Source organism: Corynebacterium bouchesdurhonense, assembly GCF_900078305.2.
In the GTDB taxonomy this organism is placed as follows: Bacteria; Actinomycetota; Actinomycetes; order Mycobacteriales; family Mycobacteriaceae; genus Corynebacterium; species Corynebacterium bouchesdurhonense.
Genome location: NZ_LT546027.1, coordinates 157,260 through 181,054, shown reverse-complemented (window position 1 = coordinate 181,054; position 23,795 = coordinate 157,260). Strand labels below are relative to the sequence as shown.

22 protein-coding genes, 1 pseudogene and 1 riboswitch are annotated in these 23,795 nt (G+C 67.2%); of the genes and pseudogenes, 20 read left to right on the top strand and 3 right to left on the bottom strand.

The features are described 5' to 3' along the window. The first annotated feature begins 61 nt into the window (after positions 1-61). The 14 genes from ctaC to BN4252_RS04410 all read left to right on the top strand — a co-directional run bounded on the left by ctaC (position 62) and on the right by BN4252_RS04410 (position 14,355). Positions 62-1,156 (top strand): aa3-type cytochrome oxidase subunit II, encoded by a 1,095-nt coding sequence (ctaC, locus tag BN4252_RS04475; protein ID WP_066526425.1) that lies wholly within the window; start codon positions 62-64, stop codon positions 1,154-1,156. Positions 1,157-1,173: 17 nt separating this feature from the next. Continuing rightward, the gene (gene ctaF / locus BN4252_RS04470; RefSeq protein WP_066526422.1) at positions 1,174-1,605 is read left to right on the top strand and encodes an aa3-type cytochrome oxidase subunit IV; all 432 of its coding nucleotides are present in this window, start codon (positions 1,174-1,176) and stop codon (positions 1,603-1,605) included. A 398-nt stretch (positions 1,606-2,003) separates the two neighbouring features. After that, positions 2,004-2,624, top strand: a complete 621-nt coding sequence (gene ctaE / locus BN4252_RS04465; protein WP_187370921.1) for an aa3-type cytochrome oxidase subunit III — start codon at positions 2,004-2,006, stop codon at positions 2,622-2,624. Positions 2,625-2,693: 69 nt separating this feature from the next. Beyond that, a complete protein-coding gene (gene qcrC / locus BN4252_RS04460; protein ID WP_066526708.1) occupies positions 2,694-3,542 on the top strand; it encodes a cytochrome bc1 complex diheme cytochrome c subunit in 849 nt (282 codons plus the stop codon). Next, positions 3,539-4,759, top strand: coding sequence for a cytochrome bc1 complex Rieske iron-sulfur subunit (qcrA, locus tag BN4252_RS04455; RefSeq protein WP_066526419.1), 1,221 nt, complete (start codon positions 3,539-3,541; stop codon positions 4,757-4,759). Before qcrC ends, qcrA begins: the two co-directional genes overlap by 4 nt. Further along, complete coding sequence (gene qcrB, locus BN4252_RS04450; protein ID WP_066526413.1) at positions 4,759-6,384, top strand: cytochrome bc1 complex cytochrome b subunit; 1,626 nt, start codon at positions 4,759-4,761, stop codon at positions 6,382-6,384. The genes qcrA and qcrB overlap by 1 nt, the downstream gene beginning before the upstream one ends. A 571-nt stretch (positions 6,385-6,955) precedes the next feature. Next, a riboswitch (cyclic di-AMP (ydaO/yuaA leader) is annotated at positions 6,956-7,155 on the top strand. Positions 7,156-7,168: 13 nt separating this feature from the next. Next, entirely contained in the window at positions 7,169-7,912 is a 744-nt protein-coding gene (locus tag BN4252_RS04445) for a C40 family peptidase (protein ID WP_066526704.1), read from the top strand. A gap of 228 nt (positions 7,913-8,140) precedes the next feature. Further along, positions 8,141-9,175, top strand: a complete 1,035-nt coding sequence (locus BN4252_RS04440; RefSeq protein WP_066526410.1) for a C40 family peptidase — start codon at positions 8,141-8,143, stop codon at positions 9,173-9,175. 36 nt (positions 9,176-9,211) lie between these two features. Next, entirely contained in the window at positions 9,212-10,351 is a 1,140-nt protein-coding gene (locus BN4252_RS04435; RefSeq protein ID WP_066526407.1) for a glycosyltransferase family 4 protein, read from the top strand. Positions 10,352-10,368: 17 nt separating this feature from the next. Further along, positions 10,369-11,361 (top strand): ROK family protein, encoded by a 993-nt coding sequence (locus tag BN4252_RS04430; protein WP_066526402.1) that lies wholly within the window; start codon positions 10,369-10,371, stop codon positions 11,359-11,361. Between the two features lie 13 nt (positions 11,362-11,374). Then, the gene (locus BN4252_RS04425) at positions 11,375-12,136 is read left to right on the top strand and encodes a lysophospholipid acyltransferase family protein (RefSeq protein ID WP_066526397.1); all 762 of its coding nucleotides are present in this window, start codon (positions 11,375-11,377) and stop codon (positions 12,134-12,136) included. Further along, on the top strand, positions 12,137-12,361 hold the full coding sequence (locus BN4252_RS04420) for a hypothetical protein (RefSeq protein ID WP_066526392.1): 225 nt from the start codon (positions 12,137-12,139) through the stop codon (positions 12,359-12,361). It abuts the gene before it with no gap. A gap of 15 nt (positions 12,362-12,376) precedes the next feature. Beyond that, complete coding sequence (locus tag BN4252_RS04415; protein ID WP_066526385.1) at positions 12,377-12,910, top strand: polyadenylate-specific 3'-exoribonuclease AS; 534 nt, start codon at positions 12,377-12,379, stop codon at positions 12,908-12,910. A gap of 56 nt (positions 12,911-12,966) precedes the next feature. Next, positions 12,967-14,355 carry a class II 3-deoxy-7-phosphoheptulonate synthase gene (locus BN4252_RS04410; protein ID WP_066526374.1) on the top strand — a complete coding sequence of 463 codons (1,389 nt, stop codon included), beginning with the start codon at positions 12,967-12,969 and terminating at the stop codon, positions 14,353-14,355. A 10-nt stretch (positions 14,356-14,365) separates the two neighbouring features. Here BN4252_RS04410 and BN4252_RS04405 read toward each other — a convergent pair whose 3' ends face one another. Then, positions 14,366-15,556 carry a protein kinase domain-containing protein gene (locus BN4252_RS04405; RefSeq protein WP_066526371.1) on the bottom strand — a complete coding sequence of 397 codons (1,191 nt, stop codon included), beginning with the start codon at positions 15,554-15,556 and terminating at the stop codon, positions 14,366-14,368. Positions 15,557-15,619: 63 nt separating this feature from the next. Between BN4252_RS04405 and BN4252_RS04400 the strand changes: the two genes are divergently transcribed. Further along, positions 15,620-15,994 (top strand): Rv2175c family DNA-binding protein, encoded by a 375-nt coding sequence (locus tag BN4252_RS04400; protein ID WP_066526365.1) that lies wholly within the window; start codon positions 15,620-15,622, stop codon positions 15,992-15,994. 5 nt (positions 15,995-15,999) lie between these two features. Here BN4252_RS04400 and BN4252_RS04395 read toward each other — a convergent pair whose 3' ends face one another. Both BN4252_RS04395 and BN4252_RS04390 read right to left on the bottom strand, forming a co-directional pair. Then, positions 16,000-17,076, bottom strand: coding sequence for a polyprenyl synthetase family protein (locus BN4252_RS04395; RefSeq protein WP_066526702.1), 1,077 nt, complete (start codon positions 17,074-17,076; stop codon positions 16,000-16,002). 90 nt (positions 17,077-17,166) lie between these two features. Then, positions 17,167-17,727 (bottom strand): GNAT family N-acetyltransferase, encoded by a 561-nt coding sequence (locus tag BN4252_RS04390; RefSeq protein WP_066526363.1) that lies wholly within the window; start codon positions 17,725-17,727, stop codon positions 17,167-17,169. A 179-nt stretch (positions 17,728-17,906) separates the two neighbouring features. On the opposite strand from BN4252_RS04390, the gene BN4252_RS04385 reads away from it, so the two are divergent. From BN4252_RS04385 to BN4252_RS04365, 5 genes and pseudogenes are all read left to right on the top strand, one after another. Further along, entirely contained in the window at positions 17,907-18,341 is a 435-nt protein-coding gene (locus BN4252_RS04385) for an SAV_6107 family HEPN domain-containing protein (protein ID WP_066526361.1), read from the top strand. 114 nt (positions 18,342-18,455) lie between these two features. Beyond that, complete coding sequence (locus BN4252_RS04380; RefSeq protein ID WP_066526357.1) at positions 18,456-18,848, top strand: DUF3040 domain-containing protein; 393 nt, start codon at positions 18,456-18,458, stop codon at positions 18,846-18,848. A 453-nt stretch (positions 18,849-19,301) separates the two neighbouring features. After that, a complete protein-coding gene (mraZ, locus tag BN4252_RS04375; protein ID WP_066526354.1) occupies positions 19,302-19,736 on the top strand; it encodes a division/cell wall cluster transcriptional repressor MraZ in 435 nt (144 codons plus the stop codon). A gap of 218 nt (positions 19,737-19,954) precedes the next feature. Continuing rightward, a pseudogene (rsmH, locus tag BN4252_RS11045) lies at positions 19,955-20,944 on the top strand (16S rRNA (cytosine(1402)-N(4))-methyltransferase RsmH); the annotation flags it as partial. Positions 20,945-21,812: 868 nt separating this feature from the next. Continuing rightward, entirely contained in the window at positions 21,813-23,780 is a 1,968-nt protein-coding gene (locus BN4252_RS04365) for a peptidoglycan D,D-transpeptidase FtsI family protein (RefSeq protein ID WP_096877767.1), read from the top strand. The last annotated feature ends 15 nt before the right edge of the window (positions 23,781-23,795 follow it).

Sequence of the window (23,795 nt, the reverse complement as noted above, 5' to 3'; positions counted from 1 at the left end):
AATGTTCTGGCATTTCCATGAGCATTCATGGTTGTAAGTGTGGACAGGAAGGCAGACACACGTGGATAAGCGAAAGAGCCGCGGCTGGTCCAGGAAAGCGGGAGCCGCTGGTGCCCTGCTTCTTGGCGGCATGGCACTGACCGGCTGTGAGGTGGCGCCCCCGGAGGGCCTGGCAAAGGTCCTCGACATGGGCTGGCCGGACCCGATCACCCCGGAGGGCACCCAGTTGTACAACTTCTGGGTATGGACTTGGGTTGCCGCTTGGATCATCGGCATCATCATGTGGGGCCTGTTCCTCACCGTTATCTTCAAGTGGAACGACAAGAAGCGTGCCAAGGAAGGTGCCGGCGAGTTTCCGAAGCAGCTGCAGTACAACGTCCCGCTCGAGCTGGGTCTGACCATCCTGCCGATCATCATCGTGATGACCCTGTTCTTCTTCACCGTTCAGGCGCAGACGCAGACCACCGCGCTGGACAAGGACCCGAAGGTGACGGTCGACGTGACCGGCTACCAGTGGAACTGGAAGTTCGGCTACGCCAAGGTTGACGGCGACCTGACCGGTACCGGCGCGGACTACGACGGTGCCGATGCCGAGCGCCAGGCGCTCGCCGACAAGACGAAGTACGACCCCGAGGACGCGCACAACGCGAACCCGATCCACGGTTACTCCGAGGGTGACCTGTCTTACCTGAACTTCAACGAGATCGAGACCATGGGCTCGACCGAGGAGATCCCGGTGCTGGTGCTGCCGACGGACACGCCGATCGAGTTCCGTCTCGCCTCCGCCGACGTGAACCACGCGTTCTGGGTTCCGGAGTTCCTCTTCAAGCGCGACGTGTACGCCCACCCGGAGAACAACCAGCAGCAGCGCAGGTTCCAGATCGAGAAGATCGAGAAAACCGGCGCCTTCGTCGGCCGCTGCGCCGAGATGTGCGGCACCTACCACTCCATGATGAACTTCGAGGTCCGCGCAGTGACCCCGGATCAGTTCCGTGACTACATCCAGTTCCGCACCGAGAACCCGCAGGCCCCGAACTCCGAGGCGCTGAAGGCAATCGGCGAGGAGCCGTACGCAACCTCCACCCACCCGTTCGTAACCGACCGCGTCGGTACGCGCGACGGTGAGAACGTCAACGAGCCGAACGCCACCGTTTAGAAAGAGAGTGCAGAACAATGGGAACTGGCGCAAGAGTCTTCTACGCAATCGGTACCTTCCTCGCCCTGATGGCCGTGTTCTACATCATCGCCACTTCCTGGGTTGGTGAGGACGCGTGGCTGTTCGGCCTCGAGTGGATCGGCGCTGTGGCGCTGGTGCTTGCCACCGCGATGGCGTTCATGCTCGGTGTTTACCTCGATTTCACCGAGCGCCGCATGGATATCGTCCCGGAGGACTGGGAAGAGGCGGAGATCGAGGACGGCGCAGGCGTGCTCGGCTTCTTCTCCCCGAGCTCCATCTGGCCGTTCGCAATGGCCGGCGCGGTCTTCTTCCTCGGCTTGGGTATCGCCTTCTACCAGCTCTGGCTGGTCGCCTTCGGCGCGGTCTTCCTGATCTGGACCACCACGCAGCTGAACCTGCAGTACGGCATCCCCCGCGAGAAGCACTAGCCGCTCGCTCGCCCGCCGCCTTCGCGGGCAGTGCCTGCCCCGCATCCTTCTGGGTGCGGGGCTTTTGCTTATCGACGCCACAGCCACACCCTATCCCGGGGGTCATACGAAAGTTGGCGAGCCGCGGTTCCACCCTGTCGGCCGATGTGAGATCGGACACAACGGGGAACTGGGTTGCGGCGGGGAAGTGCGCTGTACCGGAGGTGCGCCGCCGCCGGCCCGGCAGTTAACCTGCGCCGATGGCGGTCGGATGGTGGGGCGGAAAAGTTCCCGCGTTCGTGAAAAAGTTTTCGTCGACAAGCAAAAGCTCAAAAATGGCTGGTTGCGGGCGCACCCTCAGAAAAATTTTGGGGGTAATCGAGGTGACTTTACGGTGCGGAGGGGGAATAATCGCATGCGTGACGACCGCAATTTCTAACCAAAGTATGGCGACACCACAGGATCGCGTCGCCGCGCTGAACCGACCCAACATCGTCAGCGTCGGCACCATCGCCTTCCTCGCCCAAGAGTTGATGTTCTTCGCCGGTTTGTTCGCGATGTACTTCACGTCGCGCGCGAACGGCCTCGCTGCTGGCAACTGGGACACCCAGACCTCGAACCTGAGCCTCGTTTCCGGCCTGGTGATCACGGTGCTGCTGCTGTCCTCCTCCGTGACCTCCCAGATGGGTGTGTTCGCGGCGGAGCGCGGCGACGTGTTCGGCCTGCGTAAGTGGTTCACCATCACCATCGTGATGGGCGTGATCTTCCTCGGTCTCGTCGCGTTCGAGTGGTCCGAGCTGATCTCCGAGGGCGTGACCGTGCAGTCCAGCGTCTACGGCTCGGTGTTCTACATCATCACCGGCTTCCACATGGCGCACGTGACCGCGGGCATCCTCGCCTTCATCGTGGTGCTGCTGCGCGTGTCCAAGTCCAAGTTCACGCCGGCGCAGGCGACCGCGGCGATGGCCACCTCGTACTACTGGCACTTCGTCGACGTTGTGTGGGTCGGCGTGTTCATCACGCTGTACGTGGTGCAGTAGAGCGCTGTAAAAGACACCGCAAAGACACCGTAAAGACGTAGTACTGAAAAGTTGTCAAAAGGGAACATGATGGAAAACAAACCCAAGAAGACGCGGAGCCGCCGCAAGACGCAGCGCACCGTCGCTGGGGCAGCGGCCCTTGGTCTCGGTCTGACCGGCGCCGGTTTCCTGGCTACGGCGCTGACGCCGAACGCCCAGGTGGCTACCGCCCAGCGCGACGAGCAGGCCCTCGTGCAGGAGGGCAAAGATATTTATGACGTTGCCTGCATCACCTGCCACGGCGCCAACCTGCAGGGCGTGGAGGACCGCGGCCCGTCGCTGATCGGTACCGGCGAAGGTGCCGTCTACTTCCAGGTCAACTCCGGCCGCATGCCGATGATGTCCAACGACGCGCAGGCCGAGCGCAAGCGCCCGCGCTACACCGAGTCCCAGGCCCTGGCCCTCGCCGCCTACGTCGCGGCGAACGGTGGCGGCCCGGAGCTCGTGTACAACCCCGACGGCTCGCTTGCAATGGAGTCGCTGCGCGGCAAGAACTTCGACGGCCAGATCCAGGCCGAGGACGTCGCTCGCGGCGGCGAGCTCTTCCGCCTGAACTGCGCTTCCTGCCACAGCTTCACCGGCCGCGGTGGCGCGCTGTCCTCCGGTAAGTACGCCCCGGTGCTCGATCCCGCCAACGAGCAGGAGATCTACCAGGCGATGCTGACCGGCCCGCAGAACATGCCGAAGTTCTCCGACCGTCAGCTCACGGCCGACGAGAAGAAGGACATCATCGCCTTTATCAAGTCGACCAAGGAGACTCCGAGCCCGGGCGGCTGGGGCCTCGGCGGCCTCGGCCCGGTGTCTGAAGGCATGGCTATGTGGATGATCGGTGTGACCCTCGTGGCCGCCGCTGCTATTTGGATTGGATCCCGCTCATGAGTGATGTGAAGAAGAATTACACAACCGAGGAGCTCGACCGCATGAGCAATGCGGAGCTCGCGGCGCTGGGCACCGAGCTCGACGACGTGACGGTGGCGTACCGCAAGGAGCGCTTCCCGGTCGAGGGCGACCCGCGTGAGAAGAGTGCCGCCGCCGGGATCACCACGTGGTTGGTCATCTCCGTGCTCGCCGCGATCGCCTTCCTGGGCGTCTACCTGTTCTGGCCGTGGGAGCCGAAGTTCCACGGCGACGAAGACCTGTGGGTGTACACCCTGTACACCCCGCTGCTGGGCCTCACCGCGGCGCTGAGCTTCGCCTCGCTCGGCATCGCCGTGATCCAGTACGTGAAGAAGTTCATCCCGGAGGAGATTTCCGTGCAGCGTCGTCACGACGGCCGCTCCTCCGAGCTGGACCGCCGCACGACCACCGCGCTGCTGAACGACGCGTGGGAGACCTCCACCCTTGGCCGCCGCAAGGCCATGAAGGGCCTGCTGGGCACCGCCGGCGTGCTTGCCGGCTTGGTTGTCATTGCGCCGCTCGGCGGCCTGATCAAGAACCCGTGGAAGCCGCGCCACGAGCTGGACTACCACGGTGACGGCACCCTGTGGACCCAGGGCTGGACCATCCAGGACAAGGGTGTGAAGGTCTACCTGGGCCGCGACACCGGCGCGATTGCCGAACGTCACGCTGGCGTCACCGGCGAGCACTACACCACCGCAGGTGTGTCCCGCCTGGTGCGTATGCGCCCCGAGGATCTTGCCGCTGCCGCGATGGAGACGGTCTTCCCGCTGTACGAGGAGGACGTCAACGACGGCGACAAGTACGACAAGGAGCGCGACGTCTACGAGCACCACATGCACTCCATCCACGGCCCGCGCAACGCCGTGATGCTGATCCGCCTGCGCTCGCAGGACGCTAAGCGGGTAGTGGAGCGCGAGGGGCAAGAGGACTTCCACTACGGCGACTACTACGCCTACTCGAAGATCTGCACCCACATCGGTTGCCCGACCTCGCTTTACGAGGCTCAGACCAACCGCATCCTGTGCCCTTGCCACCAGTCGCAGTTCGACGCGCTGCAGAGCGGTAAGCCGATCTTCGGCCCGGCCGCCCGCGCGCTGCCGCAGCTGCCGGTGACAATTGACGAAGAAGGTTACCTCATCGCCAACGGCAACTTCATTGAGCCCGTCGGCCCGGCATTCTGGGAGCGTCAGTCCTAATGAGCACTAAACTCGCAAAAGCCGCGGACAACGCTGATTCGCGCTTCTCTGGCGCCGGGTTCCTCCGGCCCCAGCTAAACAAGGTCTTCCCGAGCCACTGGTCCTTCATGCTCGGTGAGATGGCCCTGTACAGCTTCATCATCCTGCTGCTTACGGGCACGTACCTTGCCCTGTTCTTCGACCCGTCCATCACCAAGGTGATCTACGACGGTGCGTACCTGCCACTCAACGGCGTCGAAATGTCCCGCGCGTACGCGACGGCGCTCGACATTTCCTACGACGTGCGCGGCGGCCTCTTCGTCCGCCAGATGCACCACTGGGCCGCGCTGATGTTCATGATGGCGATGTTCGCCCACATGCTGCGCATCTTCTTCACCGGTGCGTTCCGCCGCCCGCGTGAGGCCAACTGGGTCATCGGTGTCACCCTGATCCTGCTCGGCATGATCGAGGGCTTCATGGGCTACTCGCTGCCGGACGACCTGCTCTCCGGCGTGGGCCTGCGCATCATGTCCGCCATCATCCTGTCCGTGCCGATCATCGGTACCTGGATCCACTGGGCGCTGTTCGGCGGTGACTTCCCGTCTGACCTGATGCTTGACCGCTTCTACATCCTGCACGTGCTGGTTCTGCCGGGCATCATCCTCGCCCTGGTTGCCGCTCACCTGATCCTCGTTTGGTTCCAGAAGCACACCCAGTTCCCGGGCCCGGGCCGTACTGAGAACAACGTCATCGGCATCCGCATCCTCCCGGTCTTCGCCGTCAAGGCCATCGGCTTCATGATGATCGTCTTCGGCGTGCTGGCCCTCATGGCCGGTTTGACCACGATCAACGCGATCTGGAACCTCGGCCCCTACAACCCGTCCCAGGTTTCCGCTGGTTCCCAGCCGGATATCTACATGCTGTGGACTGACGGTGCCGCCCGTGTCATGCCGGCATGGGAGCTCTACCTCGGCCGGTACACCATCCCGGGTGCCTTCTGGGTGGCCCTGATGGCTCTGGTCATGGTGATCCTGCTGATCACCTACCCCTTCATCGAGAAGGCTGTCACCGGCGACGACGCCCACCACAACCTGCTGCAGCGTCCGCGCGACGTCCCGGCCCGTACCGGCCTGGGTGTTATGGGTGTCGTGTTCTTCCTGCTGCTGACCATCTCGGGTGGTAACGACCACGTAGCCCACTTCTTCCAGATCTCGCTGAACGCGATGACCTGGTTCGGGCGCATCGGTCTGATCATCCTTCCGCCGCTGGCGTACTTCATCACCTACCGCATCTGCGTTGGCCTTCAGCGCTCCGACCGCGAGGTGCTGGAGCACGGCATCGAGACCGGTGTGATTAAGAAGCTGCCGAACGGCGCCTTCGTGGAGATCCACCAGCCGCTCGGCCCCGTCGACGAGCACGGCCACGCTGTCCCGCTGGAGTACGGTGGCGCGCCGGTGCCGAAGCAGCTCAACCAGCTCGGCTTCGCTGACTCTGAGACCGTCGGTACCTTCGGCCCGGCAGACCTCGCCGTGACCGAGCGCGTCCGCGACGCCGCCGACGAGCACCACCACGAAGAGGTGGAGACCCTGCGCCGCCTCGAGGAGACGAAGCAGCACAGCGACCGCGACGCCACGCCGCGCGACTAAACCGCTTCGCCCGAAGAGCCCTTCCCGTCCGGGAGGGGCTCTTTTCGTATCTATACGCGGAGTTGGTTTCCGCCCGGCGGAACGCTATGCGCGGCGTAGGGACGGTGCGGCGCCTCCAAACAGGCATATTGGTCTGCCAGAAAATCTGACCTGCGGTTATGCCTATTTGGCGGCCTCGGGCCCTTCCGCGAATATGCCTGTTTGTGAACAAGGGGTGAGTTAGCCCTTCACGCGCGTCAAGAGCGTGGGAAAGGTGGGGCGGAGGGGGCTCACGGTGCTCGGCGCGCGTGTGCGTGTCACAGATCACACGGTTCGCACGGAACGGAGTGTGACGCATCATCAAGCAGCCACAACAACTTGATAGCGAAGCTTATCGGGCCAGCCCAGCGCGGTCATTGGGCCCGGGGAACCGGGAGCGCGACCCGGGCCCCAAACGGCCCCAGCGGCCCCCGAACGCGGCTGCGGAAAAAATAACGGTTCAATAACAGCGTGGCTGTTGGACATGACCGTTGCCGTTTCGTAATCTGTTCGAGACATTGCGGCGACGGGGTCGCTGCAAAGTACGAAAACCGAACATATAACGCCGAGTTCCAAATCTCTCCGCGGCTGCGGGGGGAGGCGGAAGCCGGGGGCCCACCACGAGGAAGCGCGAGGCTTCCAGCCCCTGGGGTGAATGGCAGCAAGGGTACCGCCTCTGCGCGGTACGGAGCCGGCCAGGGCCGATTCTCAGGCCCAACCCGTCAGCTAACCCGGTAGGCACAGAGAAGATATGGAGAACCCTTTCGTGGCTAAGCACCGTCGCCAAGAGACCCACACCGCCGTCCGCACCGTCGCGGCGGCTACCGCAGCTGTGGCTGGCGCAACCATGATGATACCCGCCGCCGAGGCGGCCCAGGTCCGCGTTCCGAACACGCCGATCGCTGCCGAGGTTCCGGGGATCGAGAACGTGCCGGGTATCGCATCGGTTCCGGGCATCGAGCAGTGGATCCCGTCCCTCGCTGGCCAGGCCGCTGGTGGCGACGTCCAGTCCGCAATCGCCGCGGCCCGCACCCTGCCGGGTGTGGCGAACGTCCCGAGCTTCAACGCCTTCCTTGACCGCGCTCAGGCGCAGGCAGCCCCGGCGGCCGCCCCTGCCGCCCCCGCGCAGCAGTACGCTGCTCCCGCCCCGGCGCCGCAGGTGTCCAAGGGCCAGCAGATCGTGGACATCGCGCGCAGCAAGATCGGCTCTCCGTACGTGTACGGTGCCGCGGGCCCCAACGCCTTCGACTGCTCCGGCTTCACCTCCTGGGTCTACTCGCAGGCTGGCATTTCCATCCCGCGCACCTCGCAGGCCCAGGCCGCCGCTGGCCGCCCGGTCTCCCTCGACGACCTGCAGCCCGGCGATATCGTGGCGTACTACTCCGGCGCGTCCCACGTGGCCATCTACGCGGGTAACGGCATGATCATCGATGCTCTGAACTCCGGTATCCCGGTCGGTGAGCGTCCGCTGCACATGATGCCGGTCTACTCCGCGTTCCGCTTCTACTAAAGAGCCCGCATGCTGCCCCGCCCGCAAGGGTCGGGGCTTTTTCCGTATCTGGGCAGTCTCCAGCACTCCAGCACTCCAGCACTCCAGTCCCTGGTGTCACAGGTGTCTCTGCAGTTCAAGGGGTTGGGGGGAGCGTCGAAAAGCATCATGCTCCGCTCTTGGACGCGGGGTCCGGCGCGGTTATAGTGGTAACGGTTTTGTAAAGGTTTCCGCGAGAGGGGACGGCAAATGGGCAAGCATTCCGTGCGTCGGGGCGGGCGGTCGAAGGCGGCCGTAGCGGCAATCGCGGCTGTGATGGCGGGGGCGCCCGCGGTGGTGCCCACAGCGGCGCACGCCGACGAGGTGGATGACCTGATTGCCGAGCTGGACGCCGTTTCGCAGCAAGCCAGCGCGAAGGTGGAGGAGATTAAGACCCTCGAGGACGAGATCTCGGCCGCCGAGGCGCGGATCGGGGACCTCAGCCGCCAGGCGGATACCGCGCGCGGGGACGCGGAACGCGCGAAGGGTGCGCGCTCCGGCTACCAGGAGAACGTGGACGGCATTGCCCAGACACGCTACCGCAACTCCTACTCCGACCTGCTCCTGCACACGCTGGACTCCGGTAGCCCACAGGCGGCCATTGACCGCGCCGCGTACCTGGGTTCGCTGAGCCGCAAGGCGGAGCGCACCATTTCGGATCTGGACGCCGCCAGCAAGGACGCGGAGCACCGCACCTCCGAGGTCACCCGCGCGGTGGGCGAGGCACAGCAGCAGCGCGCAGACCTGGACGCCAAGCGCGGCAAGCTGGAGCGCGAGCGCGAGAACTTGGACGCGCGGGTGCGCAGCCTCGAGGCCCGCGTGGACAACCTCAGCGACGCCGAGTACGCGCGGTGGGTGAACAAGGATCACCCGGTGGACCTCGCCTCGGTCAATCTCGCGGGTGCCCCCACCGGCGTGACCTCGGCCGCGCTGGCGCAGCTGGGCAAGCCCTACGGATGGGGCGCCACGGGCCCGGACGCCTTCGACTGCTCCGGTCTCATGGTCTACGCCTACGCGCAGAACGGCATCGCCATCCCGCGCACCTCACAAGCCCAGCTCGCGGGCGGGACTCCCGTGCCGCTGAGCCAGCTGCAGCCGGGTGACATCATCGGCTACTACCCGGGCACCACCCACGTGGGTATGTACATCGGCGACGGCATGGTGGTCCACTCCTCTGACTACGGCATTCCGATCCAGGTTGTCCCGTACAACTCCATGCCGATCACGGGCGCGGTGCGCTACTAGGGGCTTGTTGCTTTTCGACGCCCCGGGGGAGCAGCCGTGACGGTGCTCCTCGTGACAAACGACTTCCCGCCAACCGTCGGCGGTATCCAGTCCTACCTGCGCGATTACGTAAACGAGTACGTCAAGCGCGAGGGTGCGGACGCGATCATCGTCTTCGCCTCCACCCAGAACGCTGCCGAGGCCGCCCGCTTCGACGCCGCGCAGCCGTACCGCGTGATCCGCTGGCCCCGCCGGGTGATGCTGCCCACTCCTTCCACGGCCCGCCGGATTGCGCAGCTGGTGAGGGCGCATGGGGTGGACACGGTCTGGTTCGGTGCGGCGGCGCCGCTGGCCGTGATGGGGCGCGGCGCGAAGCGGGCAGGTGCGAGGCGCGTGGTGGCCACCACCCACGGCCACGAGGTGGGCTGGTCCATGCTGCCCGGAGCGCGGCGCACGCTGCGGGTGATCGGCAACGCCGCGGACACTGTCTCCTACATCTCCGAGTACACCCTGGGCCGGTTCCGCCGCGCGTTCGGCCACCACCCCGAGTACGTCGCGCTGCCCTCCGGTGTGGACACCGACTTCTTCCGCCCCGCCACCCCGGCGCAGCGCGCCCGGACCCGGGAGGCGCTCGGGGTGGGGGAGGCCCCACTGATCGTCTGCGCGTCCCGCCTCGTCGCACGCAAGGGCCAGGACCAGCTCATCCGCGCACTACCGGAGGTGCGGCGACGCGTGCCCGGCGCGCGGTTAGTTGTTGTGGGCCAGGGCCCGTACCGTTCGCGCCTCGACCGCCTGGCCCGAGGGGTGGACGGCGTGTCCTTCACCGGCCCGGTTGAGCGCGAGCTGCTGCGCGACATTGTGGCTGCGGCCGATGTCTTTGCCATGCCCGCGCGCACCCGCGGCGGCGGGCTCGACGTTGAGGGCCTCGGCATCGTCTACCTTGAGGCGCAGTCTTGCGCCGTGCCGGTTGTCGCCGGCGATTCGGGCGGCGCGCCCGAGACCGTCACGCCGCGCACCGGGATCGTGGTGGGAGGCCGCGACATCCGCGCGTTGACCGAGGCTTTGAGCTCGTTGCTTGTCGACGCCCCCTTGCGCGCCGCCATGGGCTCCGCCGGCCGCAACTTTGTGGCGTCTGCGTACTCCTGGGAGGTGCTGGGCGACCGGCTGCGGGATGTGCTCGGAGGCGCGGCGCGGTGAGTCTACGATGTTGATTCATGGCTGGAGCTACGCGTGATCGATCTTCCCGGGAGCTGACCGTCGGATTCGACATCGGCGGCACGAACACCCGCGCCGGGGTGGTCACCCCCGACGGCGAGGTCCTGGACGTCCGCTCAGCGCACACGCCGCAGGACGCGGACGAGCTGGCCGCCACGATCGTGCGCATAGTTAACGAGCTGCGCGCTGAGTACGACATCGCCGCGGTGGGCTTGGCCATCGCCGGGTTCCTGGACCCGGACTGCGAGATCGTCCGGTTCGCACCCCACCTCCCGTGGCGCGACGACCGCCCGGTTCGCGCCGAGCTCGAGGCGGCCCTGGGCTTGCCCGTGCGGCTCGAGCACGACGCGAACTCGGCGGCCTGGGGCGAGTACCGCTTCGGCGCAGCGATCGACGCGGAGACCTGGGTGTTCTTCGCCGTCGGTACGGGTATCGGCGCCACGCTGATGCACCGGGGCGAAATCTACCGTGGCGCATTCGGCACGGCGCCGGAGTTCGGCCACCTCACCGTGGTTCCGGGCGGCCGGGTGTGCTCCTGCGGCAAGAAGGGCTGCCTGGAGCGCTACGCCTCCGGCACCTCGCTCGTGGACTGCGCCGTGGAAAAGGCCACCCAGGGCCGCTACGTGGACTGCGCCCTGTACCGCAAGGTGGTGGACAAGCGGGCCAGCGGGCAGGACGTGATGGCCGCGGCCCGGGCCGGCGACGCGCTCGGCCTGGCCGCCCTGTCCAGCTTTGCCACGTGGCTCGGCCGCGGCCTCTCCATCGTCGCGGACGTGCTTGACCCGTCGCTCATCGTCATCGGCGGGGGAGTGAGCGCGGACGCGGACCTCTTCTTGGACGCCGCGCGCGAGGAGATGGGGGCGAACATTGTCGGCGCAGGCTACCGGCCTGTTCCCCAGGTCCTGTGCGCGGAGCTGGGCCCGCAGGCGGGTATGATCGGCGTAGCTGATCTGGCCCGGGAGCGCCTGGGCCGCGCAACCGGTACGTGCTGAGGGAGTTCAACGCATGCACAACAAGTGGTACTCGTTCTTCAAAGCGACCCTCGGCCCGCCGCTCTGGTTGTGGAACCGGCCCACCATCGAGGGCGCCGAGAACGTGCCCGAGTCCGGCCCCGTCATCCTGGTGTCCAACCACCAGGCCGTGATGGATTCGTTCTACCTGCCGCTCATGCTTGCCCGGCAAATCCAGTTCCCCGCCAAAAAGGAGTACTTCACGGCACCCGGCATCAAGGGGCGGGTCCAGAAGTTCTTCTTCTCCTCGGTGGGCCAGATCCCCGTGGACCGCAGCAGCTCGAGCGCGGGCGGGGACCTGCAGCGCGCCGCCGAGGAGGTGCTCTCGCGCGGGGATGTCTTCGGCATCTACCCGGAGGGCACCCGCTCCCCGGACGGGCGCATCTACAAGGGCAGGACCGGCATGGCCAGGATCGCCATGTCCACCGGCGCGCCCGTTGTGTTGGTGGCCATGCTGGGCACCCGCGATGCGAACCCCATCGGCACGTCCGTTCCCCGTCCCGCCAAGGTGGGCATCAAGATGAGCGAACCGATCGATCCGCACGCCTGGGCGCAGCAGCACGGGTACGACCCGCACTCGCGCGAGGTGGCGCGCCCGTTCACCGACTACTGCATGCGCGCTCTGGCCGAGCTTTCCGGCAACCCGTACGTGGATCTCTACGCTTCGGACGTGAAGCGTGAGCTCGAGTCCACAGGCCGGTACCCGGAGGGCGCGGAGCCCGGCGGCCGCCTCGAAGAGCGTGGGGAGGCCAAGTAGATGAACAAGCAGCTCGGCATTCGGTTCGCGCTCGTCGCCGCGGTGGTGGCGCTCTACCTGGTTGCGTCGCACTACAACTTCCACAACTCTGTCCTCGCCCCCGCGTCCGTGGTGGCGGTTGCCCTGATCATGTTCTGGCCCCGTCGCGACCAGGAGGGTGGCGCGGGGGACGGGCGCTCCGCGCGCGCGGAACTCCACCGCGCCCAGGAGGAGGCCCGCCGTTAGGCCCGCGGGGAAGCGATGAGGTTCTTCTACGACACTGAGTTTATCGAGGACGGCTCCACCATCGAGCTCGTCTCCATCGGCATCGTGGCCGAGGACGGGCGGGAGTTCTACGCCGTCTCCACGGAGTTCGACCCGGCGGCCGCGAACGAGTGGGTGCGCCAGAACGTGCTGGACAAGCTTCCCGCCCCGGGCCACCGGGCGTGGATGCCGCGCACCCAGATCCGCGACGAGGTCTTCGCGTTCCTCACATCGGGCCGCACCCAGCCCGAACTGTGGGCCTGGGTTGGTGCGTACGACCACGTGGTGCTGGCCCAGTTGTGGGGTGACATGCGCGCGCTGCCGCGGGAGATGCCCCGGTACACCCGAGAGCTCAAGCAGTACTGGATCATGGCGGGGCGTCCGCGCCTGCCGCAGCTGCCGGCCGGCAACCACGATGCCTTGGTGGACGCGAGGCACAACCTGGCCAAATTCCGCGCATGCGCCGACGCGCTGCCGATGGACCGGGCCGGAAAAGTGTCCACACTGCGGAACGGCCATTCTGTACGGTGAAAAATAGCAGGTTATTAACCTGACTTTCGGCCCGCGTCCGTGGTACAACTGTATGCGTGAGTTGGACTGTAGATATCCCCAAAGAAGTGCTGCCGGACCTGCCCCCGTTGCCGGGCAACCTCAACGAGCAGTGGCTCGACGTCCTTTCCCGCGAGGCGAAGCAGCAGCCGTCTTGGGATCCGGATGAAGCGAACTACGTTCGCAAGATCCTCGAGTCGGTGCCGCCGGTTGTGCTCGCCCCCGAGGTGGAGAAGCTGAAGGCGCAGCTTGCCGACGTCGCCCTCGGCAACGCCTTCCTCCTCCAGGGCGGCGACTGCGCCGAGACGTTCGAGTCCAACACCGAGCCCCACATCCGCGCCAATATCCGCACCCTGCTGCAAATGGCAGCGGTACTCACCTACGGCGCCTCCCTGCCCGTGGTCAAGCTCGGCCGCATCGCCGGCCAGTACGCCAAGCCCCGCTCCTCTGACCGCGACGGCAACGGCCTGTTGAACTATCGCGGCGACATCGTCAACGGCGTGGAGCCCACGGAAGAGGCTCGCCGCCACGACCCGGCCCGCATGGTCCGCGCGTACGCGAACTCCTCGGCCGCCATGAACCTGGTGCGCGCGCTCGTGGGGTCCGGCACCGCCGACCTGCACAACATTAATGACTGGAACCAGGAGTTCGTGGCCAACTCCCCGGCGGGCGCGCGCTACGAGGCGCTGGCCCGAGAGATCACGCGCTCCCTGGCGTTCATGGATGCCTGTGGCGTGAACGACGAGCACCTGCGGTCCTCCGAGATTTACGCTTCCCACGAGGCGCTGCTGGTGGATTACGAGCGCGCGATGCTCCGCCTCTCCGAGAACGAGCGCGGGGAGAAGAAGCTCTACGATCTGTCCGCGCACCAGCTGTGGATCGGCGAGCGCACCCGCGGCATCGACGATTTCCACGTGAACTTCGCGGCGCTGATCGACAACCCGGTGGGCATCAAGCTCGGCCCGACCACCACCCCGGAGGAGGCCGTCGCCTACGCGGACAAGATCGACCCGAACCGCGAGCCGGGCCGCCTGACCATGATCACCCGCATGGGGCACGACAAGATCCGCTCCGTGCTGCCCGGCATCATCAAGGCGGTCGAGGCGTCCGGCCACAAGGTGGTGTGGCAGTCCGACCCGATGCACGGCAACACCTTCACGGCATCGAACGGGTACAAGACCCGCCACTTTGACAAGATCATCGACGAGGTGCAGGGCTTCTTCGAGGTCCACCGCGAGCTTGGCACGCACCCGGGCGGTATCCACGTCGAGGCCACCGGCGAGAACGTCACCGAGTGCCTCGGCGGCGCGCAGGACATCACCGACGTGGACCTACCGGGCCGCTACGAGTCCGCCGTTGACCCGCGCCTGAACACCGAGCAGGCGCTGGAGCTGGCGTTCCTCGTCGCTGAGATGCTGCGCTACTAGTAGCTGCCGGTTAGAGCCCGGCGATGAGGGGCGGAAGGATACCGTAGAGGCCCGAGCCGAACCACCATCCGCCTACGGCCACCGCCGCCGCCGCGACGATCGACAGCGCGAGAAACACGGCTAGGCCGACCCCGCTGCGGTTAGTCACCGGCTTGATCTGTGGCCGCGGGGCCGGCGGCGCCGCCGAGACTTCGGCGGGGGCTGCCGGCCGCGCCACTGGGGCTGGTGGCGTTGGCGGGGCTGGCGAGTCCGGGAAGAGGCGCGTCGACGCCACGTTTTCCGCAGCTTCCGGCAAGGGGTGGAAATGTGTCGGGTGCGCTGCGGCGCGATTCGCCGCCGAGTTGCGCGGTATCGGGACCGTAAAGGCGGGCAGCCCCAGCGCGCCCGCGACATCCTCCAACGCGGCGAGGAACTCGGCGGCGTCGCGGAACCGGTCTTGCGGGTGCCGGGCTGTTGCGGTGGCCACGAGCTCGTCGAAAAGCTTCGGCACACCCCCAATCAGCGCCGAGGGCGCGGGCACATCCCGGCTCAGCCGCGCGTACGCGTGCGCAAGCGGTGTCTCGCCGGCGAACGGCGTGCGGCCGGTGAGCAGCTCGAAGAGCACGATGCCGGCGGAGTACACGTCGGAGGCGCAGGTCATGGGCGAGCCGTCTACCTGCTCGGGGGAGAGGTACGCCACGGTGCCGATGATCTGGTCGGTGGAATGCGTCGCGTCCGCGGCGGCGCGCACCAGGCCGAAGTCCGCGAGCTTGACGCGGTGGTCCGCGTTGATCAGCACGTTGTCCGGCTTGATGTCGCGGTGGATCATTCCCTTCCCGTGAGCAACCGCCAGCCCGGTGAGCATGCCGCGCATCACGGCGGCCGCGGCGTGGGGCGGCATCGGCCCCCGCTCGTCCAAGAGCTCGCGGAGTGTGCCGCCGGTGATCAGCTCCATGATCAGGTAGACGGTCTCGCCCTGGGCGGAAAAGTCGTACACGTTGACCAGGTTGGGGTGGCTCAGCTGCGCCATCGCGCGCGCTTCCCTGCGGAACCGGTCGCGGAACACCGGGTCGTGCACGTACTGCTCGTGCATGACCTTCGCCGCCACCTCGCGGCCCAGCCGCACGTCCACGCAGCGGTACACGGTGGCCATCCCGCCGCGCGCGATCGCGCGGTCGATGACGTAGCGGTCCTCCAGATAGTCCCCAACTGCCAACTGCATGCAACCAGTATGGTCACAGCGCCCGTCGCGGGCCAACGCGAAACAGCGCTACACTTACGAGCCGTGACTTCCCCGCAGCAGCCCCAGCAGACCCTCGACGAGCTCCTCGCAGACGAGCAGCTCCTCACGTTCCCGGATGTCGCGGAGCTACTCGGCGTGCCGGTGACCCGCATCCACGACATCGTCGGCGCGAACAAGCTGGTTGTCTACCGCAAGGACGGCGTGCGCTACGTACCCGCGAAGCTGCTGGGGGACGGCGAGCTGTCCAAATTCGTCGCCGGTGCGATCACCGTACTGTCCGACGGGGGCTTTTCCGCTGACGAGATCCTTACCTTCTTCTACACCCCGGACGAGACCCTGCCGGGGCGCCCCATCGACGCCCTGCACGGGCACGGGGCGCGCGAGGTGATCCGCCGCGCGCAGGCGATGGCCTTCTAGGCGAGCTACATTCGGCGCGCGGTCGCCTTCACCGCGAGCTCGCGCAGGGATTCGGCGACGTCGTCGCCGATCGGCGCCCGCTCGAGGTGGGCGAGTCCGGACTCGGTGAGCTCGGTGATGCGCGCCTCCACCTTTTCCACCGCACCGCTTCGCTCGATGATGCCGGCGAGGTGGTTGAGCTCATCGGGCTCGGAGGCGGTGCCGATTCCTTCGCGGAGGGTGCGGGCTGCTGGATCCCCGGATGCGTCGAGAAGCAACAGCGCTTGGGCGAACAGGACGGTGCGCTTGCCCTCCCGGATGTCGTCGCCGGCGGGCTTGCCGGTAACGGCGGTGTCGCCGAAGACCCCCAGCAGGTCGTCGCGGAGCTGGAAAGCGAGGCCGATATCCCGGCCGTAGCCGCGGAAGGCGGCGATGACGTCGGGGCCTGCGCCGGCGAGGCTCGCGCCGAGGTGCAGGGGACGCTCGATGGTGTACGCGGCGGTTTTGAAGCGGTTCACGCGCTCCGCCATGTCGACGGACTCGCTGCCCTCGGCCTCGAGCGTGATGTCGAGGAGCTGCCCGCCGATGACCTCGGTGCGCATCCCGCGCCACGCCGCCTCCGCCCGCGCGAGCGCCTCGGCAGAGACGCCCGAGCCCCGCCACATGTCCTCGGACCACGCCAGCGCCAGGTCGCCGATGAGAATGGCGGTGTGCTCGCCGAACACCGCGGAATCACCGCGGTAGCCCAGACGGCGGTGATCCGCCTCCACCGCCCGGTGGACGGTGGGGTTGCCGCGGCGGGTGTCGGAGGCGTCAATGATGTCGTCGTGGATCAGGGCGCAAGCCTGGATCAGCTCGAGGGCGCTGATCGCGCGCAGCACCGCGCCGGAATCCTCCGCGCCCCGCTCCAGCCCGCCGCCGCCGACAAACCCGGCCCACCCGTACATGGGGCGGATGCGCTTGCCGCCGCCAAGCACGAAGCGCTCGAGGTGGGCCACTGCGTCGACCACCGGTTGGCCGATGGCCTGGACCTCCGCCGCCCGCTCGTCGAAGAACGCGCGGAGCTGTTCCTGGACAGCTGCGGGGATCTCGGTGAGGCTCATGGAACGGTCTTGCACGTGGTGCTCCTTTTGGGGGACGCTGGAAAAAGGATGCGCGGTATACCGGCACCACCCTACTGATGCGGCGGAACCCTAGGAGGACAACGGCAGAGGGCGGGCGAGGATGGCGAAGGGGCGGGGGTCCCCGGGGTAGAGGAAATCCCTGCCCACGTCCGTGAACCCGTACTTGCGGTACAGGCCGAAGGCGTTGTTGGCCTCCCCGTCCACCTCCGGGGTGGACAGGATGGCCCAGCGCGCTGGTGCGAGGCGAAGCAGCTCGCTGAGCAGGGCTGCGCCGATGCCCGCGCCTTGGCGGGCGGGGGAGACGTGCACCTCAGCCACCTCGAAATAGCTCTCCAGCATGTCCCTGTGCCGCGGCGTCAGGCCGCCGCGCTCCTCCATGCAGCGCACGAGCTGCTTATCCCACCAGCGCTCGCGGGCGCCGAGAAAGCCGTATGCCGCACCCACTACTTCGCCGCCGTCGACGGCCGCGACCGCGGTGAACCCCGGCCACCGAACTTCGCCGCGCCACACCCGTTGGCGCTGCGCGCGGATGGCGGGGTCATACTCCATCGCGTCGATGTAGATGTCCACGAGTTGCGGGACGAGCAGCGAGAACTCCGCCGGGCTCAGCCTCCTGATCTCCACAGTCACGCACACCACCTAACCACGGCGGCGTGCCCCGCCGCGCAAGATTGTTGGAGCAGTTTTGCCCCGAGTCGAACGGATATTCGAACGTGGTGAACGGGTGAGGGGTGAGGATCGTAGGTTTTTACTCAACGGATCGGGTCTCGCTGAGCCCGGTGTTCGAACCGATCAAGAGAGGAAATCCCATGAGCAGCGTTGTCTCCGCCACCACTTCCAAGACGTACGGTTCCGCGTCCCGCCCCTCCCGCCGGGACACTTTCCTGTCCTCCGCCGATTCGCTGCTGCTCGCCGCGCACGATGAGGTGGAGCGGGGGCAGTTTGACCTAGCGATGGAAAGCGCCTACCGCGCCGCCCTGCGCGTGGCGGGCGCGGTGTGTGCCGGGTCCGCGGCGGTGAAGAAGCGCAAGCGTCTACCCACTAGCGCCTGGGACAAGCTGGCACTGACCGGGGCGCAGGGGCAGCAGTGGGCGGCCCGGTTTCGGCAGTTCTCCCGCGAGCGGGGCCGGGTAGCGTCTGGCATCGAGGCGAGCCCGGACCCGGTGGTGGTGCTGGATCTGCTGGCTGCGGCCGAGGAGTTCTACTTCTGGGCGCACCCGTCATTTGCCCCGCTCGCCGCGTAAGGGTGGGAGCGGGGGAGCGGGCGGGCCGGGGGTGCGGGAACAAAAGGGATAGCATGGGCGTTTAAAGGGAAAGCAAGTCCGCCCATGAGCTGTGGAGTAAATCGGAGTAAATCAGTGTCTCTCTCTGAGCAAGAACAACGCGCGCTGCGTGAGATTGAACAGTCGCTGCTGGCTGAGGATCCGAGGTTTGGCAGCAGTGTGGCTGAGGAGTCCGGCTTTTCTCAGGGGCCCCGCACCGGCCAGGTAACCATGCGCAGCGTGGCCCTGTTCGTCCTCGGCTTGGTGCTCCTCATCGGCGGCGTGGCGCTGGCGTCGGTTACCATGTGGGCCGTCCTGCTGAGCGTCGCAGGGTTTGCGGTGATGATGGCCGGCGGCATCATGGCGCTGCGCACGCCCTCCCGTCCGGTGCCGCCATCGCGCTCCGGCGCCCGGGGCCAGCGCCCCCGCTCCCCGCGCAGTGCGGCGATGGAGGAGAGTTTCCGCCGGCGATTCGAAGATCGTCAGTAGTACCGCTAGCGCACTCCGCGAACGCAACCTTGTACCCGTTCGGGCCTCAACCGGCCCGGGCGGGTTTTTCGTGCGTGGGCCCTCCCCACTTTGCCCCACAAGAAATCCCCACTTTGCCCCACGGAGCCTCCGTGAGCTCCGAACAGCGGCCGGAGGTGGCGATCCTCCCACGCCGCAAATGCACTACAGGGGCTGGTGTGGCTCGAGGTGCAGTGTGAAACGGGACGGCAGCGGGCCGCCGCCCCACCAGAAACCTCCCACTTGCGCTGCGCAAATAGAAAATTAAAAGCCGAAAAACCCGCGGGGTGTGGCGCTGGTGGGGAGAAGTGGGTTAAAGTGGGGCGCAGCGGAGATACGTGGGGCCCGTGCTGACTACATGGGCCGTGCGGATCGAAGCGTCAAGAAAACTGCATGAGCTTCCAGTCTGAAGGTGAAGGAAAGGTAGGTCGCCCGATGTTTCTGGGAACCTACACTCCCAAGCTCGACGACAAGGGGCGCCTGACGCTGCCCGCCAAGTTCCGCGAGGACCTGGCGGACGGGTTGATGGTGACCAAGGGGCAGGACCACTCTCTGGCGGTCTATCCCCGCGAGGAGTTCGCCGCGCGCGCCCGCAAGGCGGCGGCGGCTTCTCGCACGAACCCGAAGGCGCGCGCGTTCATCCGCAACTTGGCTGCAAGTGCGGATGAGCAGGCGCTGGACGGTTCGGGGCGCATCACGCTGTCGCCGGCGCACCGTGAGTACGCAAACCTGTCCAAGGAATGCGTGGTCATCGGCTCGGTGGATTTTCTTGAGATCTGGGACGCAGAGTCCTGGGCGAATTACCAGCAAGAGACCGAAGCCGCCTTCTCGGCGGCGGACGATGACGACATTCTCTCCGGTCTGCTGTGAGGGCTGACTACCCACACTGCGGGCACTGACTACTGACGGAGAGCGTGTACGGACTCTGTCCGGGGCGTGGAGCGCTCTGGTGTACTTCCCCGACATCAGAGCAGCCGCCCCGGGCAGGGCTCTACCCGCTCCCCCTCGTGATAAGCACCGGCGGCCGACAACTCGTAGGGGGGTGAATTCCCGGTATGGCATCGCAGCAGTCTCCGCAGCCCGCGGACATGGAGTTTTCCATCGACGCGAACCACGGCCACGTGCCGGTTATGCGCGACCGGATGGCGGAGTTGCTCGCTCCCGCCGTGGAGCGCTTCGCGGATCGCGCTGTGCTTGTCGACGCAACCCTCGGAGCCGGCGGCCACACCGAGCACTTCCTCAACGTCTTCCCGGGCGCCCGTGTCATCGGCGTCGACCGGGATCCCGCGGCGCTCGAGCAGGCGTGCGCCCGTCTCGAGCGCTTCGGCGACAGGTTTGCGCCGGTCCGCGCCCGCTTCGATCACATTGCCGAGCCGATCCTCGGCGGCACCGGACCCGCCTTCGATGCCGTGCGCGAAGTCGGGGTTGCCGGTGCCCTATTCGACTTGGGTGTGTCCTCGATGCAGCTGGATCAGGAGGAGCGCGGCTTTGCGTACAAGGTGGACGCGCCCCTGGACATGCGGATGGACCCCACGGCGGGCATTACCGCCGCGGAGGTACTCAACACCTACTCGCACGGGGACCTCGCGCGCATTTTGAAAACGTACGGCGACGAGCGCTTCGCCGGCAAGATCGCGGCCGCCGTGCTCAGGGAGCGCGAGCGCGAACCGTTCGAGCGCAGCGGCCGCCTGGTGGAGCTGCTCTACGACACGATCCCGGCGGCCTCGAGGCGCACGGGCGGCCACCCCGCCAAGCGCACGTTCCAGGCGCTGCGGGTGGAGGTCAACCGCGAGTTGGAGGCGGTGGAGAACGCCGTGCCCGTCATCTGTGACTTGCTCGGCCCGGGCGGTCGCGTGGTGTTCATGAGTTACCAGTCGCTCGAGGACAAGATCATCAAGTCCGCCTTCGCCGAGCTGACCACCTCGACTACGCCGGCCGGCCTGCCGATGGATCTGCCCGGCAGCGCCGCGCGCTTCGCCCCGATCACCCGCGGGGCGGAGAAGGCGTCGGAGGCGGAGATCGAGCTCAACTCCCGCGCGGCGCCGGTGCGGGTGCGCGGCAGCGTGGAGGTGCGAGGGGCGGAGGCGATGTCGCGGACTGCCATGATGTCACTCTCTCCACCCCAGCCCCCGCACAACGACCCGAAAGAGAGTGACATCATGGCAGTCCGCGACATCGCCTCCGCCCCTCGCACCTCCACGCTGCCGCGCACCCGCCCGTCGCGCACGGCCACTCCCGCCCAAGCGCCGGGCCAAGCGCCGGGCGTGCGCCCGCACGTGCCGCACGGCAAATCCCGGGGGCGGCTCGGCTCGCAGCAGGTGGTCAGCGTCCGGGGGCGTCGAGTAGCGGGCCCCGTCCAAGAGAAGAACCCGCTGGTGAAAACCGGCGGCGTGGCCGTGGTGCTGCTGATCGTGGGCGTGGCCGTGGCGATGCTCCTTTCGGGTCTGTCCACGACGCAGACTTTTGCCATCCAGCAGCTGCAGTCGCAGGAGCGCACCCTAAAGAACGAGGTCGAATCCCTCAACCGCGACTTGGAGGACTTGCGCTCCACCGCGGAGATCGCGCAGCGCGCGGCGGAGTCCGGCATGCTCGTCGCCTCAGAGCCGGGCGTGGTGGATGTGGCCGCGGACGGCCGCGTGGAGCGCCGCCGCGAGTTCAACCCGGAGTCGGTCTCCCAGGTGCGCGACGTGAACGGTGCGCCGACGCGGGCGACCCGCGCGTCGAGCGACCAGCGCGCCACGAGCGAGCTGGGCGATTCCCTGACCCAGCTGCCGGGCGGCAACGTGCTGGGGCAACCGGGGAACGCGGGCCCGGCCGTGGACACCCTACTGCCGTACCAGCCAAACGTTCCCGCCAACTTCTAGCGTGTGATCCCGCCGATCCGGGCGGGCGGCGGGCAGTATGTGGTGGACGGCAAGCAGACAGTAGGACAGGCAGGTGGGCAGCGTGGTGAGAGGCGGTGGGCCGCGTGGGGGGCGTCGGCAAGCAAAAGCCCCCGAATCGCAGGCGCAGGTAACGAACCGCCGCGCGTTCTGGCTAGCGGTGGTCTTCCTCGCGGTCGGCGCGCTGCTGATCGGCCGCCTGTTCTGGGTGCAGGTGGTGTGGGGCTCGGACCTCCGCGTGCAGGCTCAGCACCAGCGCGAGCGCGTTTACGATGAACCCGCGCGCCGCGGCGAGGTGGTGGACCGCAACGGCAACCGCCTCGCGTACACCATGCAGGCCCGCTCCCTGACCGTTTCGCCGATGACCCTGCGCAAGGAGATCCGCGAGCAGCAGGAGCTGCAAATGCGTATCGACGGCGCCTCGAGGGAGGCCATCGACGCGCAGATCGACGCCCGGGTCGAGGACGTGCTGCGCACCATGGCCAACGAAATTCCGACCATGATCGGCGCGGAGGGCGGCCAGAGCACTGATAAGGAAAAGGACGCGGAGGCCGACCACACCCGCGTGGGCGACGTGAGCTCGCGGGAGATCCTGGACAAGCTGCGCGCGGACACCGACTACGAGGTGCTGGTGCGCAACGTGGACCCGGACGTGGCGCAGCAGATTGCGTCGAAGTTCCACGGCGTGGCGGCGGACCGCCAGGACATCCGCCAGTACCCCAACGGGGCGATCGGGGAGAACATCCTGGGCAAGGTCTCCATGGACGGGCACGGCCAGTTCGGCCTGGAGGCGTCCAGCGACGCGGTGCTCACCGGCATCAACGGGCGCTCTACCGAGGACGTCTCGGGCGACGGGCAGTCCATCCCCGGCACGCTGCGCGACGTGGTGCCGGCGGTGGACGGCGCCAAGATCGAGCTGACCATCGACCTGGACCTGCAGACGTTCGTGCAGCAGACCCTCGAGCAGGCGAAGGAGAACTCGCTGGCCAAGGACGCGCAGGCGGTGGTGCTGGACGCGCACACGGGCGAGGTGCTCGCGATGGCGAACACGGACACCATCGACCCGAACGGCAACCTGGAGAAGCAGCTGGCGCAGGGGCGCGACTTTGAAAACATCGCCATTTCCCACCCCTTCGAGCCGGGCTCGGTGGCGAAGATCATCACCGCTGCCGCCGCGATCGAGGAGGGGTTGACCGACCCGAAGCAGGTGCACCAGGTGCCGGGCTCGATCGACATGGCCGGCATCACGGTCAACGATGCCTGGCCGCACGGTGTCGCGCCGTACACCACGGCGGGCATCTTTGGTAAGTCCTCCAACGTGGGTACCCTGCAGCTCGCGCAGCAGCTGGGGGAGGACCGGTACTGGGACTACCTTCAGCGCTTCGGCATCGGCACAACCACCGGCATCGAGCTGCCCAACGAGTCCGCTGGCCTCGTCCCGGTGCGAGAGCAGTGGTCGGGCGGCACCTTTGCCAACCTGCCCATCGGGCAGGGCATGAGCTGGACCTCCCTGCAGCTAGCCAGCGTGTACCAGTCTCTGGCCAACGGCGGGGAGCGGGTGGAGCCGCGCATCATCTCCAAGGTGACCGGCCCGGACGGCCAGGAGGTGGCGCAGCCGGCCCCGGAGCGCACCCGTGTGGTGAGCGAGGAGACGGCGCGCACGGTGGTGGACATGTTCCGCTCCACCTTCCAGTCGGACCCGGCGGGGCTGCAGAACGGCACCGCAGGCGGCAGCGAGCTGGAGGGTTACCAGCTGGCCGGCAAGACGGGCACCGCGCAGAAGGTGAACGAGGAGACGGGCGCGTACTCCCAGAGCCAGTTCTGGATCACCTTCGCGGGCATCGCTCCGGCGGACGACCCGCGTTTTGTGGTGGCCATCATGCTGGACGAGCCCCAGCGCGGCCCGCTGCGCGGCGGCATGGGCGGCCAGTCGGCGGCGCCGGTGTTCAAGGAGATCGCTAGCTGGCTGCTGAACCGGGAAAACGTCCCGCTGAGCCCGCCGGCCGAGCCGTTCGTGCTCCAGGCACAATAGAGGCAGCACACACCA